Raw genomic sequence first — 16658 nt, forward strand, 5'->3', positions numbered from 1 at the left:
GTCGGCTTGTTGAACGACCATTTTTAAATAAGGAGGAGTTATGACAATCAAATCTGTGCTGTTTGATTTAGATGGTACATTGCTAGACCGTGATGCTTCATTATTGCATTTTGTTGATGCGCAATACGAGCGCTATCTTCAGGCTTTAGGACATATTCCAAAGCAGAAATACATAGAACGTTTTATAACATTGGACAATCGAGGGTACACTTGGAAAGATAAGGTGTATGAGGAGCTAATTGTTGAGTTTGCTATAACAAATATTAAGGCTGAACAACTTTTAAATGATTATGTGACAAACTTTAGTAATTATTGTGTGCCATTTCCCGCGGTTCATAAAATACTGCAATGGCTGAGAGAGCGATATTATAAATTGGGGATTATTACAAATGGAATAGGTCAATTTCAGCTAAATAATATACGGGAACTTGAAATTGAGCAATATTTTGATGCGATATTAATTTCTGAATGGGAAGGTATTAAAAAGCCATCTGCAGAAATCTTTTTAAGGGCATTACAAAAATTAGATGTGGCAGCTAAGAATAGCATATTTATTGGGGACCATCCTGTAAATGATATAGCAGCAGCTCAGGCAATTGGGATGCTAGGCATTTGGAAAAAAGATGCACATTGGTCTGATGAGGTAAGTGCTGATTTTGTTGTTGAAAATTTATCAGAAGTGACAGACATTATAAATAGGCTAAACCAAAATACTTAGGAGGGCTCTCAATGGAAGCGAAAAAATTAAATTATGAAAAGCCAAGCCTACAAGGGACAATTACGGTGCCTGGTGATAAGTCGGTATCGCATCGCTCGGTGATGTTTGGGGCAATTGCACAAGGAACAACGACAGTTGAAGGCTTTTTATTAGGAGAAGATTGTTTACGAACAATTGACTGCTTCCGAAAGCTTGGTGTAGAAATTGCTGTGGAAGGCACAAATGTGACGATAATTAGTGAGGGTATTGACGCATGGCAAGAGCCAACAGAAGTGCTTTATACGGGTAATTCGGGTACGACAACACGTCTAATGTTAGGCCTCCTTGCAGGGGCAAAGTTACATACAATAATGACAGGTGATGCTTCAATTGCCAAACGTCCAATGCGCCGCGTCGCAGACCCGCTTCGTTTAATGGGGGCGCATATTACTGGACGTGAAAATGGGCAATTTACACCTGTTGCAATTCAAGGCAAAGAGCTTACAGCAATTGATTACACAATGCCTGTTGCAAGCGCGCAAGTAAAGTCAGCTATTTTATTAGCTGGATTGCGCGCACAAGGAACGACGATTGTGCGTGAAAGCGAGGTTTCACGTGACCATACAGAGCGCATGTTACGCCAATTTGGTGCACAGGTAGATGTGGAGGATGGTGTTGTCTCATTTGAGGGTGGTCAAACGCTTACGGCAACACATGTAAAAGTACCTGGTGATATTTCCTCAGCTGCCTTTTTCCTTGCAGCAGGTGCAATTGCTAAAGACAGTCGTATTCTATTGCAAAATGTCGGCATCAATCCAACACGAGATGGCATTATTAGCGTGCTAGCCGAAATGGGTGCGAATATGACTATCAAAGTGGAGGATGAATTAGCAGCAGAGCCAACTGCGGAGGTGCTAATTGAAAGCTCAGCGCTTAAAGGGATGACAATTGAAGGACAATTAATCCCCCGTTTAATTGATGAAATTCCGATTATTGCCTTGCTTGCGACACAGGCACAGGGGACAACAGTTATTAAAGATGCTGAAGAACTAAAAGTAAAAGAAACTGACCGTATTAGCGCGGTTGTTACAGAGCTGAAAAAGCTTGGAGCTACTATTGAAGCGACGGAGGATGGCATGATTATTTATGGACCAACACCGCTTCATGGTGCTGCCCTAAAATCTTATGGTGATCATCGTATCGGCATGATGGCAGCAATTGCTGCGCTGATTACAGAGGGAGAAGTACTATTAGATGATGCCGATTGTATTGCCGTATCATACCCAACATTTTTTGAGCATATAGATGCCTTACGTCAAAAATAAAGAAGAGGGTTGTATGAAAGCAGGCTAGCACACAGCTTTCATACAACCTTTTCTTTTTTGCGAAATACGAACCATTAAAAAACAACTAATGGTTGAAAACACTAGTATCGCCGCGATTTCTTTCACACCCAAAGCAATTATAAATTTGTGAATATAACTTATTATTAAGAAGGGGAAAAGGATTGCTTTGAAAAATATACCAGTATATTAGAAGTGACGATGTATGGAAATACTATGAAAAAGTTTAGCTAAGTATTTTTTCTTGTTTGATAGCTGCTTGTCATGTAGCATAGGGAATGACTTAAGAAAGAAAAGGTGAAGTACTGTGGCAAACATCAATCAATTACAACAAGCAATGCAAGAGGGAGATTTGCAGACAATTGATCAACTGCTAGAGCCATTTTTAATGAATGCGGAGCCAAATGAGCAATATGAAATGACTGAATTGTTTATGCAGTATGGCTATTTACAGCAGGCAAACAGAGCATTAGAGCATTTGCAATTTTTATTTCCAGAAGAAGCACAGCTCACAATCGACAGAGCCAATGTGATGATGGAAATTGGCGAGGAGGATCAGGCGCTCGACTTGCTTTTATCAATTGATACAGAGGCAACTGAATATCCTCAAGTGCTACTTACTTTAGCAGACTATTATCAAATGCAGGGGCTATTTGAAGTTGCAGAGAAGCGTATAAATGAAGCAATTGAGTTGCTTCCAAATGAGCCATTGCTACAATTTGCAAAGGCAGAGCTCCTATTTGAGACAGGTCGCTTTACAGAGGCAGCTCGTATTTATGAAGAATTGTATGCAGCGGACAAGGAATTTGCCGGCGTAAAACTTGCTGCACGTCTAGCGGAAGTGTATCGTGCGGGTGCAGGCTATGAAAGAGCACTTGATTATTATATGGAGGCGCTTGAGGACGAAGTTTCACCAGATATGCTATTTGGCTCAGCTTATGCTGCATTCCAAACAGAAAAATATGAACTAGCCACAAAGCAGCTTGAAGATTTAAAGGAGCTTGATCCAGATTATTTTTCTGCGTATTTATTGTTGGCAGAAAGCTATGCTATGTTAGAGGATAATAAGCGCGCATATAAAGCAATTCAAGAGGGACTAGCGCGTGACGAGTATGATAAGACACTCTTTTTATTTGCGGGGAAGATGGCTTTGAAAAATCATCTACCTAATGAAGCGATTGAGCATTTACAGCAGGCAATCGCTTTAGACCCTGAATATATGGAAGCGATTTTAGTACTGATGTCGATTTATAGTACAGAAGAGCAGTATGAGGCGATTATCGATTTGTATGAGCAGCTGGAGCAGGAGCAATTTGATTGGACGGCTTTAGCGCCCTTTGTGGCGGAAGCATACAATCAAGAGGAACAGTTCGAAAAAGCATACGTTATTTACAAGAAAGCATATAATGATTTTAAGGATGATGAAGCATTTTTAGAAGCGTATAGTTATTTTCTAATTGAAGATGGCAAGCGTGATGAAGCCAAAGAAGTTGTGATGAGATTAATGACGTTACAGCCTACAGAACAACAGTGGGTAGATTTATACGATAGCTTTGAGTAAAGGGGGCATTGCAGCATGGTATCATCCGTCCCAATTGCAGATAAAAAGATATTTGTGCGATGGTTTTTAAAAAATTATCAATTGAAGCGCAGGGAATGTGTGTGGATTTTAAATTACTTATTAAGTGATGAGAAATTGTTGGAAAATGTTTGCTTTGTAGAAGAAGCACATTACTGCCCACGCGCGATTGTGATGTCCTCTGTTGAAAGTAACGGCGTACCTTTTCGCTTTTATAAAGGCAATATTATGACAGCAGATGCGGAAAAATCATTTCATGACTTACGGTTAAATCCAGATGAGATGATGTATATTCAAATTAATTTTCCAAATATTCCACCTCACCAAGTATATTTAGCTGTGTTAGAGGAAAATCCTTATATGCCGAAGTATTTGCATATTAGTGAAAAAGATCGCATTTTAGCAGAACAATTATTAAAGGACAGTATGCGTGCCTTTCAAGAGGAGAAGCTTTTAAAGGAAATTGACGAAGCGCTTGACAAAGGAGACAAAAATCGCTTTTTTGAACTATCAAGCTTATTACAAGCATTACAACATGTGCAAAAGTAAGCGCAGACGAACTCTTTGCGCCGAGGATGGTGGCATGTCAATGTGACCACCACAGAAGCATAAGATTTTATCGAAATAATTTAGCAAGGGCAATTTGGATTATCTGAAAAGGCATCACCTTTTCAGATAATCTCCATGCTTCATTTAGGGGGAAATAAAGTGTTTTTTAATGCGAAAGATGTAGAACAATTTCAAGCGCAAAAGCAATTTATCGATACAGCGGTTGTACCACTATTAAATATGGGCTTAGAGCCACAGACAATAAGACATAGCAGTTCGCAGGCGGAATTCCTAATGTCCTTAACCTCATTTATTGAACAGCAGTTTAGAGGAAGATTGATGCTTATTCCACCAATTACTTATTTGGAGCAAACAAAGCAACAGGTAAATCTTGCTGTTTGGAAGGAAGCGCTCGAAAATGTGGGCTTTAAGCATATTTTCTTCGCTACATGTGACCACGGGTGGACGAGCATGCAAGACGACTATAATGTTATTTGGTTACCGGCTATCCCTTTAGAATCAATGGATGCAAGTATGAAGCAAAAAATTTTAGAGGATCAGCTAAAGCTCGTCATTCCGAACTTAACCGCTGAGTGGACAAGACAGTAGTTATTTTATTAGAAATAGACTATCTACTCATTCAAAAGAAAGTCTTTAGTGGATATTGCAAATTTTGTAGGATGTTTTTTGGCTAAGTGGTGAAAGAATCAAAAATTGCGTTAACAAGGGTATAAATGTTTTGCTTCATGAAATGTTCACAAAGTGTCGAAATCAACCGAATGCTGTATTGACCAACTTATTTTATTGATATATCATAGATATGTCCTAGTATTACTATTTGTAAAAGTATTGACCTTTTAGTTAGAGGGGGGAAAAGAGTGAGTAATAATCGAGTAACGCGACGTCAATTTTTAAACTACACTTTAACTGGTGTTGGTGGATTTATGGCGGCGGGAATGTTAATGCCAATGGTACGTTTTGCTATTGACCCGGTGTTACAAACAAAAGCAGATGGAGACTTTATTTTAACGAGTCAAAAAGTTGCAGATATTACGGAAGAGCCTATTAGTGTAAACTTTACATTCGAACAGGTAGATGCTTGGTATAAATCGGATGTAACGGAGGCAGCTTGGGTATATAAGAGCGGTGATCAAATTGTCGCACTTTCACCTGTGTGTAAGCATTTAGGTTGTACAGTTAACTGGGCTGGCGATAGTGCACATCCAGACCAATTCTACTGTCCTTGCCACGCTGGTCGCTATGAGAAGAGCGGTAAAAACGTAGCAGGTACACCACCTCTTGGCCCACTTGATCAATATGAAGTGGCAGAAAAAGATGGTTTCTTAATGCTTGGGAAAAAAATCGCAAATAATTTAGGCTAATTAGTTAGGGGGTACGATATCAGTGCTAAACAAAATTTATGATTGGGTCGATGAGCGCTTAGATATTACACCTATTTGGCGTGATATTGCCGACCACGAAGTGCCAGAGCACGTAAACCCTGCCCATCACTTTTCAGCATTCGTTTACTGTTTCGGTGGATTAACATTCTTCATTACAGTAATTCAAGTTTTATCTGGTATGTTCTTAACAATGTATTATGTACCGGACGTAGAAAATGCTTGGAAGTCAGTTTATTATTTACAAAACGAAGTAGCGTTTGGTGAAATCGTTCGTGGTATGCACCACTGGGGAGCTTCATTAGTTATCGTAATGATGTTCTTACATACGCTTCGTGTATTCTTCACAGGCTCATATAAAAAGCCTCGTGAATTAAACTGGATTGTTGGTGTAGGTATTTTTGGTGTAATGCTTGGATTAGGTTTCACGGGTTATTTACTTCCTTGGGACATGAAAGCATTGTTTGCAACAAAGGTAGGTATTGAAATCGCAGCATCTGTACCGTTTATTGGTGAAATAATTAAGATTTTATTAGCAGGTGACGCTGAAATTCTAGGAGCGCAAACGTTAACACGTTTCTTCGCGATTCATGTATTCTTCTTACCTGCTGCGTTATTTGCTTTACTTGCGGCACACTTTATCATGATTCGTCGTCAAGGTATTTCAGGACCACTTTGATTTAACAATGTTTTGATGATTTTTTAAGGAGGGGACACTATGCAACGCGGAAAAGGTATGAAGTTCGTTGGTGATTCGCGAATTAAGTCGAATAACCGTATGCCGAACAAGCCTAAAGATTATTCCGAGTATCCAGGGAAAACAGAAGCTTTCTGGCCTGATTTCTTATTAAAAGAATGGATGGTAGGGGCTGTATTCTTAATCGGTTACCTATTATTAACTGTCGCTCACCCTTCACCACTTGAAGGTCCGGCAGATCCAACTAACGCTTCTTATATTCCGTTACCGGACTGGTACTTCTTATTTATGTACCAATTATTAAAATACACTTATGCTTCAGGTCCATACAATGTGATTGGAGCAATTATTATTCCAGGTTTAGCATTCGGTGCTTTAGCGCTTGTACCATTCTTAGATACAACGCCAGAGCGTCGTCCATCTAAACGTCCATTACCAACAGCATTTATGTTATTAGCTGTTGCGTCAATGATTTATTTAACTTGGGAATCTGTAGCAAACCATGACTGGGAAGCTGCTAAAGCTCAAGGTGTAATTACAGATAAAGATTTAGGATTATTGCCTGATGTAGAGATTGATGAAACCTCTCCAGGTTACGAAATTTTCCAAGCGCAAGCATCTTGTATCGGCTGTCACGGTGGTGACTTAGCTGGTGGAACAGGTGCACCAATGCTTTTAGGTAATGAATTAACTGCTGAAGAAGTAAAGGAAATCGTAACAAATGGTCGTGGTGGTATGCCAGGCGGCACATTTGATGGTACTGACGAAGAACTAGACCAATTAGCAGAATTTATTGCAAGCTTAAAAGAAGCAAAATAATTCGAGAAAAGGCTGTCCAGAAAGAAAACTCTTTCGGGACAGCCTTAATTTTCTATATAAAATAAAAATGGTTGTTAGTGTTATACTAAAGTATAGCGCAGAGTTTTTATATTGCTGTTCTTTAATACTGAAATCATTAGCGTAAAGGACATATCAAAATTGTTTTTTAAAATTATCCTTTTTCGTTTAAAATAATACATAGTATAACTTAAAGCTATATCTGTTCATTATATAAGTCTGCGTGTTTTTAGCTCTCTATTTCAACACGCCTCGTTTAAAATGAAAGGAGCCACCTATGCAGCAACTATTTTTTCAGTGTTGGCACATACTGACAAATAAAGCATTTTTAATTTTATTGCTTATCATTAATATTGCAGGCACAATTTATGGCTATTATTGGTATGGTTATCAATTAGCATCGACTGAGCCCATTTTTTATATTTTTGTTCCTGATAGTCCGACAGCAAGCTTGTTTTTCTGTCTTGCTATTATCGGCTGGTTATTAGGGAAAAATTTTAAATTGATGGAAGTGCTTGCACTTATCACTTTAATAAAATACGGTATTTGGGCTGTTGTTATGAATTTATTAACCTTAGCAGAAACAGGCTCTATTGGACCAGCAGGTTGGATGCTTGTATTTTCACATTTTATGATGGCTGTACAAGCGATGCTTTATTTGCCGAAATATCGCTTTCAATTTTGGCATATTGCGGTAGCTGCCATTTGGACATTGCATAATGATGTAATTGACTATGTATTTGGGCAGATGCCGTATTATCGAGTGATAGATCAGTTCGCAAATCAAATTGGTTATTTCACATTTTGGTTATCCATTGTTTGTATCATAATTGCTTACTTTACATATAAAAGGGGCAATTATTTGCATGAACTGTAAAAACTATTTAGAATAGTACGTGGAAATAAAGTTAGAGGGGAAGAGAATAAAAAATATGGCAATGTATATTGTTTATTTTGCGATTGTGTTAATTTTACCAATTTATGCACAAATGAAAGTAAAAAGCACGTATAGAAAATTTGCACAAGTGCCTGCTGCTAAAGGAATGACTGGTGCTCAAGTAGCACGCATGATTTTAGACCAACATGGCTTGACAGATGTGCGTGTTGTTCCAACGCAAGGTTTTTTATCTGACCACTATAATCCGGCGACAAAAACGGTAGCACTATCTGAGGATAACTACTACAATACTTCTCTCGCTGGTACAGCAGTTGCAGCACACGAAGTAGGGCACGCAATTCAACATAAAGAGGCGTATTCATTCCTAACAATGCGTGCAAAATTAGTACCTGTAGCAAATATTTCATCAAATGCTTCTTGGATATTTGTATTAATAGGTATTGTGGCACAACAATCAGGTTTATTATTATTAGGTATTGCATTATTAGCGGCTGGTGTACTATTCCAAATTGTTACACTACCAGTAGAATTCGATGCATCGAAACGGGCGATGAACGAGGTCGTTGCACTTGGCATCATTGGAAATAACGAAGAACGCCCTGCGAAAAAGGTTTTAAATGCAGCAGCAATGACATATGTAGCGGCTGCAGCTGTAGCTGTATTAGAGCTATTACGTTTAATATTAATTTATACAGGCATGCGCTCAGATGATTAAATAAAAGGAAACGAGGCTGTCTGAAAAGCGTGCGAAAGCACTGCTTTTCAGACAGCTTTTCTATTTTCGATGTTTTGACAAGATGAGGCGAAATCTATAAATTAAAGAGTAGGGAGTGATACGATGACAACAGAAATAACGATGCAGCATTTACAACAACGTGTGGATGATTATATTGGACAGTTCAAGGAAGGCTATTTTCCACCTTTTGAGCTATTAGCACGATTAACGGAAGAGTTAGGCGAATTGTCGCGCGAGGTACAGGATGTGTATGGTCAAAAAAAGAAAAAGGCAACAGAGGATAGAGGGAGCATTGAAGAAGAGCTTGGGGACTTTTTTTTCGTCCTTGTATGCTTTGCTAATGCACAAGGAATCAAGCTCGATGAAGCACTTTTACGCGTTCTCCATAAATTTGAAACACGCGATAAAGATCGATGGACGAGAAAGGAAGAGCAAGCATGATAAAAGTAGCTATTGCAGGTGCACGTGGAAAAATGGGTATAGAGGCTGTACATACAGTAATGAAGCATAAAGGCTTGATGCTTGTAGCGGCACTTGATTATAAGGAAATAGGCGCAACACTGGGAGAGCTCGAACAGTTTCCGGCAGACTATACAGTGCCAATATTCACAAGCTTTGAGGAGCTTGTTGAACAAACGAGGCCAGATGTATTCATTGATTTAACAAATCCACAATCAGTCTACGAGCATACGAAGCAAGCTTTATTACATAAAGTACGACCTGTTATTGGAACAACAGGGTTTACAGATGAGCAATTAGAGGAATTAACACAGCTGGCGCGAGAACAAAAAATAGGCTGTATTATCGCACCTAATTTTGCTTTAGGGGCAGTCTTAATGATGAAATTTGCAAGAGAGGCAGCTAAATATTTCGATGATGTTGAAATTATTGAAATGCATCATGATAAAAAGCTAGATGCGCCAAGTGGCACAGGTGTAAAAACAGCACAAATGATTGCTGAGGTACGCCAAGGAAAAGTACAGGGACATCCTGAGGAACATGAAACAATTACAGGTGCACGTGGGGGCGATTTTGATGGCATGCGCATCCATTCTGTACGATTACCGGGTCTTGTTGCACATCAGCAAGTTTTATTTGGTGGGGAGGGGCAATTGCTAACAATTCGCCATGATTCTTTAAATCGCCAATCATTTATGAACGGTATTGTCTTTTGTGTTGAAACCGTAGTAGGTATTGAGCACCTTGTATATGGGCTTGAAAATATACTATAGAATGGACTGACAAAAAATGAAAATCGCATTAATTGCACATGATCGAAAAAAGGATGATTTAGTCCAATTTGCTATTGCATATAGTGATATATTAGTACAGCATGATTTATATGCTACAGGAACAACAGGTACGCGCATTCAAGAGGCGACAGGATTAGCCATTCAGCTATTTCGTTCTGGACCACTCGGTGGTGACCAGCAAATAGGTGCAATGATCGCCAATAACGATATGGATATGGTGTTTTTCTTCCGTGATCCATTAACAGCGCAGCCACACGAGCCAGATGTAACAGCGCTCGTTCGTTTATGCGATGTGTATCATATCCCCCTTGCAACAAATATGGGAACTGCAGAAATTTTATTAAAAGGCTTGCAGGAAGGGCTAGTGGATTGGCGTCTAATTGCAGAGCGTAGAAAATAAGTTTGATATGGAGGGGTACAATGAAAAAGCTGAAAATTGGTATTACATGCTACCCAACAGTTGGTGGTTCGGGTGTTATCGCAACAGAGCTTGGCAAAATGCTTGCGGAGCGTGGCCATGAAATTCATTTTATTACATCGAGCGTACCTTTTCGTTTAAATAAAATTTATTCAAATATTTTTTTTCACGAGGTTGAAGTAAACAATTATTCTGTTTTTCAATATTCACCGTACGATATCGCATTAGCAAGCAAAATGGCAGATGTAATACAGAATGAGGAGCTCGATATTTTGCATGTACATTATGCCGTGCCGCATGCTGTATGTGCCGTACTAGCAAAAGCAATGTCGAAAAAAGATGTGCGCATTATTACAACATTGCATGGGACAGATATTACTGTTTTAGGGCAAGATTCAGGTCTGACGCAGGCAATTAAATATGGCATAGAACAGTCGGACATTGTCACGGCTGTTTCCAACGCTTTAAAGGAGCAAACATATGAGCTAATCAACACGAAAAAGCCAATCGAAACAGTTTATAATTTTGTTGATGAGAATATTTTTAAGCCCTTCAATGCGGAATATTTGAAGGAACAATTTGGCATTAAGCCATATGAAAAGGTGTTAATTCATGTCTCAAACTTCAGAAAAATTAAAAATTTGCCAGATGTAATTGAATCGTTTATGAAAGTGCGGATGCAAATGGAGGCAAAGCTCATCCTAGTAGGAGATGGTCCTGAAAAGCATCGCGTAATGGAGCAAGTAAAAAACACGCCGTATAGTGGAGACGTGTTGTTTTTAGGGAAGCAGGAAAATATTGCGGAGCTATATGCGATTAGCGATTTGAAGCTGCTATTATCTGAAAAAGAGTCATTTGGCTTAGTTTTATTAGAAGCGATGGCTTGTGGGGTCCCTGGCATTGGAACAACAATTGGGGGTATCCCAGAAGTAATTGAGCATGGTCGGAATGGTTATCTTGTTGCACTACACGATACGAATGCGGTAGCAGACTATGCAATTTCGTTGCTACAGGATGAAACAAAGCTTCAACAATTTCGTGATGCCGCTACCCGAACAGCACAGGAAAAATTTCAATCGACAAAAATTATTGAGCAATATGAAAGCTTATATGAGCGCCTATTAGGAATGATGCAATGATGTGGAAAGCAGCAAAGCGAGTAATTGAAAAAATTGAGCAGGCGGGCTTTGAAGCGGTTTTTGTCGGAGGAGCAGTTCGAGATTTCATTATTGGGCAGCCAAATAACGATGTTGATATTGCTACAAGTGCTTTACCAGCAGAAATCAAAGCCATTTTTAATGAAACAATTGATGTTGGTATTGAGCATGGGACCGTATTAGTGTTAGATGAGGGTGAACCAATTGAGGTAACGACTTATCGTACGGATGGGCTTTACACAGACCATCGCAGGCCAGATGCAGTTACATTTGTCCGTAACTTAGAGGATGATTTAGCGCGGCGTGATTTTACGATGAATGCGATGGCGATGACGCGAGATGGAGTAATTATTGATTTGTATAATGGGCAAGAGGATATTCAGCGTAAAGTGATTCGTGCAGTTGGGCAAGCTGAGCAGCGTTTTAAGGAAGATGCTCTACGTATGATGCGGGCGATTCGTTTTAGCGCACAGCTCGGCTTTACAATTGAATCTACTACATTGTCAGCAATTCAATCATTGGCTGAGCAAATTCAATATGTAGCGAGGGAACGTATTCATGCTGAATTAAATAAAATATGGACAAGCCGTTCCCCTGTACAAGGAGTTGCGATGCTCCGACAAACTACATTAAATCAATTTTTGCAAGGCACATTTGTAGTAGCTGATTGGAAGAGCTTTCAAACAGAAAATCCACTCGTCGGCTGGGCCTATTTTTACGTATTAAATGAACAGGAGGCATTTTTCTCCTACTATAAATGCTCGAATAAGGAAAAAGAATTTGCCAAGCAAGTAGCAGAGGCCTATGGAAAATTGCAGGCTAGCTGGCAAGTGCTTGATTATTTTTATTATGATATCGAAGTGCTAAACACGGCTTTCGATATTGCGCTCTGGCGTGAACATGAAATAGCTTTATCCAAGCATGAAATTGCGCTGAAAAAAGCACAACTGCCAATTGCGACAGCGCAGCAGCTCGCAATTAGTGGACGTGATGTAATTGAATGGGCGCAAAAAAAGGGCGGTCCATGGCTAAAAACAGCGTTAGATGCAGCACTATACGCTGTATTAACAAGGCAAGTAGAAAATAACAAAGAGCAATTAAAGGAATGGTTTTATGACATCTATAAAGGATAAAATATTGCAGCGCTTTTTAGCAGCGGCTGGTGAACCAATAAGCGGCCAGCAGTTAGCCGACGAGCTACTCGTGTCAAGAACGGCTATTTGGAAGCATATGCAAGCGCTCCAACAGGATGGTTATACATTTGAAGTCATTAAGAAAAAGGGCTATAAATTAATTGCTAAATCAAATAGGCTTGATGAGATGCAAATTGCTGCCCATTTGAAGACGGCTCGCTATGGTCAAAAAATTTATCATTTTGATGAGGTAGAGTCAACGCAAATTGTAGCGCACGAATTGATTCGTAATGGCGCGGCAGATGGCACGGTAGTCATTGCAGAAAAGCAAACAGCGGGACGTGGTCGAATGCAGCGCCCGTGGGATTCGGCTGAAGGTCAAGGTGTTTGGATGACAACAATCATCCGCCCGAATATTTTACCGCATCAAGCACCGCAGTTTACACTTGTCGCTGCTGTTGCTCTTACACATGCGATAAGAGAAGTATGCCAAAACTTTAAGCCAGCAATTAAGTGGCCGAATGACATTTTAATTGACGGCAAAAAATGTGTCGGCATTTTAACGGAAATGGTGGCGGAAGCTGACCGAATACAAGCCCTCTTAATCGGTACAGGTATTAATGTCAATCAACAGCCAGAGGATTTTTCACAGGAGGTACGTGGCGTTGCAACATCGTTAGCCATTGAAGAAGGCAGAAAAATTGATCGAGCCCTTTTTGTTGCAAAATATCTCGGCCATTTGGAACAGTTGAGTGATATCTATGTAAAAGAAGGCTTTGCTCCAATTAAAACACTTTGGGAAGCAGCATCAAACACAATTGGCAAGCATGTGCGTGCAACGACATTACGCGAAATTATTGAAGGTCAAGCAATCGGTATTACAGAAGCGGGTGTTCTTGAAATTCGCACAGCAAATGGCGAAATCAAAAGCGTTTACTCAGCAGATATCGAAATTCAATGAAGCGGCAGATGGATGAGCGGAATTGGCAAATATATTTGAGAAGCCGCAAATAAACAAAGGCAAGTCGCAAATATATTTTAGAAAACGCAAATAACTTATAAAAAAGCGCAAATAAATCAATGAAATTTGCAGATATTCCCTAAGAAAAGTGCAAATATCTTCAAAATAATAATTAAAATTAATAAAACATTGTACTGTACGTTTTCATCAAAACTTGTTATAGTATGGCTAAGGACAGTATCTGTATAGAACTGTACCGATAGTGCAATTTAACTTGATTCAGCAAAAGTCCCTTACTTTTAAAAATAGCGGGATGAATGCTGGAAAAGTAACTAAGCCAGAGGAGTGCTTAAACCCTAGCTGATTCAAGTTAAGCCTCCGGCGGATGTCACAGATTTTGAAGGGGAGTTTTCGAGTTAACTCGAAAAAATCTGGACACAATTACGTCGAGGCGTAATTGATTGAATAACAGTCTGCCTTGATCTAATTAGACAGGGACGGAAGAAAACGGAGCGTTCATAATTTTTACAGTACAACGCAACCCTTCTGTCCAATTTTGGATAGAAGGGTTTTTTATGTTTTCTTCTCACACTAGAAGGAGGATTCATATGAAAACAACAAGTGAATTTTTGAAAATGAAGCAGCAAGGTGAAAAAATCGTAATGATTACAGCATACGATTATCCGAATGCTAAATTTTCAGAGGATGCAGCAGTAGATATGATTTTAGTTGGTGATTCTTTAGGGATGGTTGTGCTTGGCTATGAGTCAACGATGCGTGTCACAGTCGATGATATGATTCATCATAGTAAAGCTGTGCGACGTGGCGCACCAAACACATTTATCGTCGTTGATATGCCATTCGGTTCTTATCATGGCGATATGAATGACACATTGAAAACGGCTGTACGCATGATGCAAGAAACAAATGCGAATGCATTGAAGCTTGAAGGAGCAGGCGATGTGATTCCTGTCATTAAAAAGCTAACAGATGCAGGCATTCCTGTCGTAGCACACCTAGGTTTATTGCCACAATCAGCAGGTGTACTTGGTGGCTACAAAGTGCAAGGAAAAACAGCAGAGCAAGCACAGCAATTAATTGCAGATGCGAAGGCTTGTGAGGCTGCAGGTGCAGCGGCAGTTGTTTTAGAATGTATCCCACATCAGCTAACAGAGGCGATTTCACAAGCTTTAACAATCCCGACAATCGGTATTGGTGCGGGCGTAGAGGCAGATGGGCAAGTGCTTGTTTTCCATGACCTAGTGCAGTATGGCAAACATCATATCCCGAAATTTGTTAAAGCCTTCTCGCATGTAGGGGATGAAGTAGAGCATGGCATTACAAGCTATGTGCGTGAAGTGAAGGCGGGAACATTCCCAGCAGTGGAGCATCAATTTACAATGAAGGATGAAGAGCTTACCCAGCTTTACGGAGGCGTCAAATAAATGAAAGTTGTAACAACAATTGCGGAATTAAAGCAATATGTTCATCAGGCAAAGAAAGAGCAAAAGTCAATTGGCTTAGTTCCGACGATGGGTTATTTACATGATGGACATTTAACGCTAGCTCGCACAGCAAAGGCAGACAATGATGTAGTCATTATGAGCATATTTGTTAATCCTACCCAGTTTGGACCGAATGAAGACTTTGAATCCTATCCGCGTGATTTACCGCGTGATACAGCGTTAGCACAATCAGCAGGTGTCGATTTAGTTTTTGCTCCGAGCGTAGAGGAGATGTACCCAGCGGATGGCGGTATACAGTTACTGGCAGGACGCCAAGCGACAATTTTATGCGGTGCAAGTCGTCCGGGACATTTTGATGGTGTCATACAAGTCGTTGCAAAGCTATTTCATTTAGCTGAGCCGACGCGTGCTTATTTCGGACAAAAAGATGCACAGCAAGTTGCTATTATTGAAACGATGGTACGTGATTTTAATTTTCCGCTAGAAATTCAAACAATTCCCATTGTTCGTGAGGAGGATGGACTTGCAAAATCGAGCCGCAATGTTTATTTGTCGGAGCAAGAACGAGCGCAAGCACCAGCGATTTTTGCGGCATTAAATTTAGCGCAGCAGCATTTTTTACAAACGAAAAATGCTGGGGAAGCAATTGGTATTGCAAAGCAGCATATTACAAAAAATACAGCAGGTCGCATTGATTATTTACAGCTTTTAAGCTATCCTGATTTAGCAATCGTCACACCACAAACGGAAAAATTTTTACTAGCAGTAGCTGTTTATATTGGTAAAACAAGATTAATTGATAATTTAATTTTTTCACTAAAAGGGGAATAAACAATGTTTCGCATGATGATGAATAGTAAAATACATCGCGCACAAGTAACACAGGCAGATTTAAATTATGTTGGCTCTATTACGATTGATGAGGATATTTTAGATGCGGTAGGAATGCTACCGAACGAAAAAGTGCATATCGTCAACAACAATAATGGTGCACGCTTTGAAACGTATATTATCGCAGGTGAGCGAGGAAGCGGCGTTATTTGTGTGAATGGTGCAGCAGCACGACTTGTGCAAAAAGGCGATATCGTAATTATCATTTCATACGTCTATGTAGACGCCAACGAGGCTCGTGACCATAAGCCGACTGTGGCAATTATGGGAGAAAACAATACAATTAAACAAATGATTAGCTACGAGCCAGAAGCAACGGTGATGTAGGAAATAAAAAAGTGAAATCGCATTATGGTTTCACTTTTTTTCATCATATTTTCTTCCACAATTCATTCATTTATGTTACACTATAAGCAATTCTACTAGAACGGGGGTGAAAAAGAATGATTCAAAACGCTATGACTACAGGTGTAAAAGTGGATACTGCAATGTACTTTGCACGTGTAATTACTTTTGATTTTGCGTCTAACGGGACAAGTGTGTCCTTTTTTAAGCAAATCAAAATACGAAACGTAGCGGATTAACCATTCTTTTTCACTATAGTGAGGAAAAGACTGCATGTTAATGTGCAGTCTTTTTTGTT

Annotated in this window: 20 protein-coding genes; all 20 read left to right on the forward strand. The window is 39.6% G+C overall.

The window, feature by feature from the left end:
* The first annotated feature begins 40 nt into the window (after window positions 1-40).
* Entirely contained in the window at window positions 41-718 is a 678-nt protein-coding gene (locus C9J36_RS05020) for an HAD family hydrolase (RefSeq protein WP_066171628.1), read from the forward strand.
* 11 nt (window positions 719-729) lie between these two features.
* A complete protein-coding gene (gene aroA, locus C9J36_RS05025; RefSeq protein ID WP_066171625.1) occupies window positions 730-2022 on the forward strand; it encodes a 3-phosphoshikimate 1-carboxyvinyltransferase in 1293 nt (430 codons plus the stop codon).
* A 355-nt stretch (window positions 2023-2377) separates the two neighbouring features.
* Entirely contained in the window at window positions 2378-3601 is a 1224-nt protein-coding gene (locus C9J36_RS05030) for a tetratricopeptide repeat protein (protein ID WP_082799131.1), read from the forward strand.
* A gap of 15 nt (window positions 3602-3616) precedes the next feature.
* Window positions 3617-4168, forward strand: coding sequence for a ReoY family proteolytic degradation factor (locus C9J36_RS05035; RefSeq protein WP_066171618.1), 552 nt, complete (start codon window positions 3617-3619; stop codon window positions 4166-4168).
* A 159-nt stretch (window positions 4169-4327) separates the two neighbouring features.
* Window positions 4328-4777 carry a DUF2487 family protein gene (locus C9J36_RS05040; protein ID WP_107942408.1) on the forward strand — a complete coding sequence of 150 codons (450 nt, stop codon included), beginning with the start codon at window positions 4328-4330 and terminating at the stop codon, window positions 4775-4777.
* Window positions 4778-5046: 269 nt separating this feature from the next.
* A complete protein-coding gene (locus C9J36_RS05045; RefSeq protein WP_066171613.1) occupies window positions 5047-5550 on the forward strand; it encodes a QcrA and Rieske domain-containing protein in 504 nt (167 codons plus the stop codon).
* A 22-nt stretch (window positions 5551-5572) separates the two neighbouring features.
* Complete coding sequence (gene qcrB / locus C9J36_RS05050) at window positions 5573-6247, forward strand: menaquinol-cytochrome c reductase cytochrome b subunit (RefSeq protein WP_066171610.1); 675 nt, start codon at window positions 5573-5575, stop codon at window positions 6245-6247.
* 39 nt (window positions 6248-6286) lie between these two features.
* Entirely contained in the window at window positions 6287-7084 is a 798-nt protein-coding gene (locus C9J36_RS05055) for a menaquinol-cytochrome c reductase cytochrome b/c subunit (protein WP_066171607.1), read from the forward strand.
* A gap of 295 nt (window positions 7085-7379) precedes the next feature.
* A complete protein-coding gene (lhaT, locus tag C9J36_RS05060; RefSeq protein WP_107942409.1) occupies window positions 7380-7979 on the forward strand; it encodes a lipoprotein heptaprenylglyceryl N-acetyltransferase LhaT in 600 nt (199 codons plus the stop codon).
* Between the two features lie 55 nt (window positions 7980-8034).
* On the forward strand, window positions 8035-8715 hold the full coding sequence (locus tag C9J36_RS05065; protein WP_107942410.1) for a zinc metallopeptidase: 681 nt from the start codon (window positions 8035-8037) through the stop codon (window positions 8713-8715).
* Between the two features lie 123 nt (window positions 8716-8838).
* Window positions 8839-9177, forward strand: a complete 339-nt coding sequence (locus C9J36_RS05070; protein WP_066171598.1) for a nucleotide pyrophosphohydrolase — start codon at window positions 8839-8841, stop codon at window positions 9175-9177.
* Window positions 9174-9968 carry a 4-hydroxy-tetrahydrodipicolinate reductase gene (gene dapB / locus C9J36_RS05075; protein WP_107942411.1) on the forward strand — a complete coding sequence of 265 codons (795 nt, stop codon included), beginning with the start codon at window positions 9174-9176 and terminating at the stop codon, window positions 9966-9968. The genes C9J36_RS05070 and dapB overlap by 4 nt, the downstream gene beginning before the upstream one ends.
* A gap of 16 nt (window positions 9969-9984) precedes the next feature.
* A complete protein-coding gene (mgsA, locus tag C9J36_RS05080) occupies window positions 9985-10389 on the forward strand; it encodes a methylglyoxal synthase (RefSeq protein ID WP_066171593.1) in 405 nt (134 codons plus the stop codon).
* Window positions 10390-10409: 20 nt separating this feature from the next.
* On the forward strand, window positions 10410-11546 hold the full coding sequence (gene bshA, locus C9J36_RS05085; protein ID WP_107942412.1) for an N-acetyl-alpha-D-glucosaminyl L-malate synthase BshA: 1137 nt from the start codon (window positions 10410-10412) through the stop codon (window positions 11544-11546).
* The gene (locus tag C9J36_RS05090) at window positions 11543-12697 is read left to right on the forward strand and encodes a CCA tRNA nucleotidyltransferase (protein ID WP_107942413.1); all 1155 of its coding nucleotides are present in this window, start codon (window positions 11543-11545) and stop codon (window positions 12695-12697) included. Before bshA ends, C9J36_RS05090 begins: the two co-directional genes overlap by 4 nt.
* Complete coding sequence (locus C9J36_RS05095) at window positions 12678-13658, forward strand: biotin--[acetyl-CoA-carboxylase] ligase (protein WP_107942414.1); 981 nt, start codon at window positions 12678-12680, stop codon at window positions 13656-13658. Before C9J36_RS05090 ends, C9J36_RS05095 begins: the two co-directional genes overlap by 20 nt.
* A gap of 608 nt (window positions 13659-14266) precedes the next feature.
* Window positions 14267-15103 (forward strand): 3-methyl-2-oxobutanoate hydroxymethyltransferase, encoded by an 837-nt coding sequence (gene panB / locus C9J36_RS05100; protein WP_107942415.1) that lies wholly within the window; start codon window positions 14267-14269, stop codon window positions 15101-15103.
* Entirely contained in the window at window positions 15104-15955 is an 852-nt protein-coding gene (gene panC / locus C9J36_RS05105) for a pantoate--beta-alanine ligase (protein WP_107942416.1), read from the forward strand.
* A gap of 3 nt (window positions 15956-15958) precedes the next feature.
* A complete protein-coding gene (gene panD / locus C9J36_RS05110; protein WP_042478024.1) occupies window positions 15959-16342 on the forward strand; it encodes an aspartate 1-decarboxylase in 384 nt (127 codons plus the stop codon).
* A gap of 116 nt (window positions 16343-16458) precedes the next feature.
* On the forward strand, window positions 16459-16599 hold the full coding sequence (locus C9J36_RS17375) for an RAxF-45 family protein (RefSeq protein WP_201261889.1): 141 nt from the start codon (window positions 16459-16461) through the stop codon (window positions 16597-16599).
* Window positions 16600-16658 lie beyond the last annotated feature (59 nt).

Source organism: Metasolibacillus fluoroglycofenilyticus (assembly GCF_003049645.1).
Classification (GTDB): Bacteria; Bacillota; Bacilli; order Bacillales_A; family Planococcaceae; genus Metasolibacillus; species Metasolibacillus fluoroglycofenilyticus.

Coding starts and splice junctions, on each gene's coding strand:
- lhaT (WP_107942409.1), top strand. CDS start 7,380: ATGCAGCAACTATTTTTTCAGTGTTGGCACATACTGACAAATAAAGCA.
- C9J36_RS05090 (WP_107942413.1), top strand. CDS start 11,543: ATGATGTGGAAAGCAGCAAAGCGAGTAATTGAAAAAATTGAGCAGGCG.
- C9J36_RS05020 (WP_066171628.1), top strand. CDS start 41: ATGACAATCAAATCTGTGCTGTTTGATTTAGATGGTACATTGCTAGAC.
- C9J36_RS05055 (WP_066171607.1), top strand. CDS start 6,287: ATGCAACGCGGAAAAGGTATGAAGTTCGTTGGTGATTCGCGAATTAAG.
- C9J36_RS17375 (WP_201261889.1), top strand. CDS start 16,459: ATGATTCAAAACGCTATGACTACAGGTGTAAAAGTGGATACTGCAATG.
- C9J36_RS05030 (WP_082799131.1), top strand. CDS start 2,378: ATGCAAGAGGGAGATTTGCAGACAATTGATCAACTGCTAGAGCCATTT.
- C9J36_RS05095 (WP_107942414.1), top strand. CDS start 12,678: ATGACATCTATAAAGGATAAAATATTGCAGCGCTTTTTAGCAGCGGCT.
- C9J36_RS05035 (WP_066171618.1), top strand. CDS start 3,617: ATGGTATCATCCGTCCCAATTGCAGATAAAAAGATATTTGTGCGATGG.
- aroA (WP_066171625.1), top strand. CDS start 730: ATGGAAGCGAAAAAATTAAATTATGAAAAGCCAAGCCTACAAGGGACA.
- C9J36_RS05070 (WP_066171598.1), top strand. CDS start 8,839: ATGACAACAGAAATAACGATGCAGCATTTACAACAACGTGTGGATGAT.
- bshA (WP_107942412.1), top strand. CDS start 10,410: ATGAAAAAGCTGAAAATTGGTATTACATGCTACCCAACAGTTGGTGGT.
- panC (WP_107942416.1), top strand. CDS start 15,104: ATGAAAGTTGTAACAACAATTGCGGAATTAAAGCAATATGTTCATCAG.
- dapB (WP_107942411.1), top strand. CDS start 9,174: ATGATAAAAGTAGCTATTGCAGGTGCACGTGGAAAAATGGGTATAGAG.
- panD (WP_042478024.1), top strand. CDS start 15,959: ATGTTTCGCATGATGATGAATAGTAAAATACATCGCGCACAAGTAACA.
- mgsA (WP_066171593.1), top strand. CDS start 9,985: ATGAAAATCGCATTAATTGCACATGATCGAAAAAAGGATGATTTAGTC.
- panB (WP_107942415.1), top strand. CDS start 14,267: ATGAAAACAACAAGTGAATTTTTGAAAATGAAGCAGCAAGGTGAAAAA.
- C9J36_RS05065 (WP_107942410.1), top strand. CDS start 8,035: ATGGCAATGTATATTGTTTATTTTGCGATTGTGTTAATTTTACCAATT.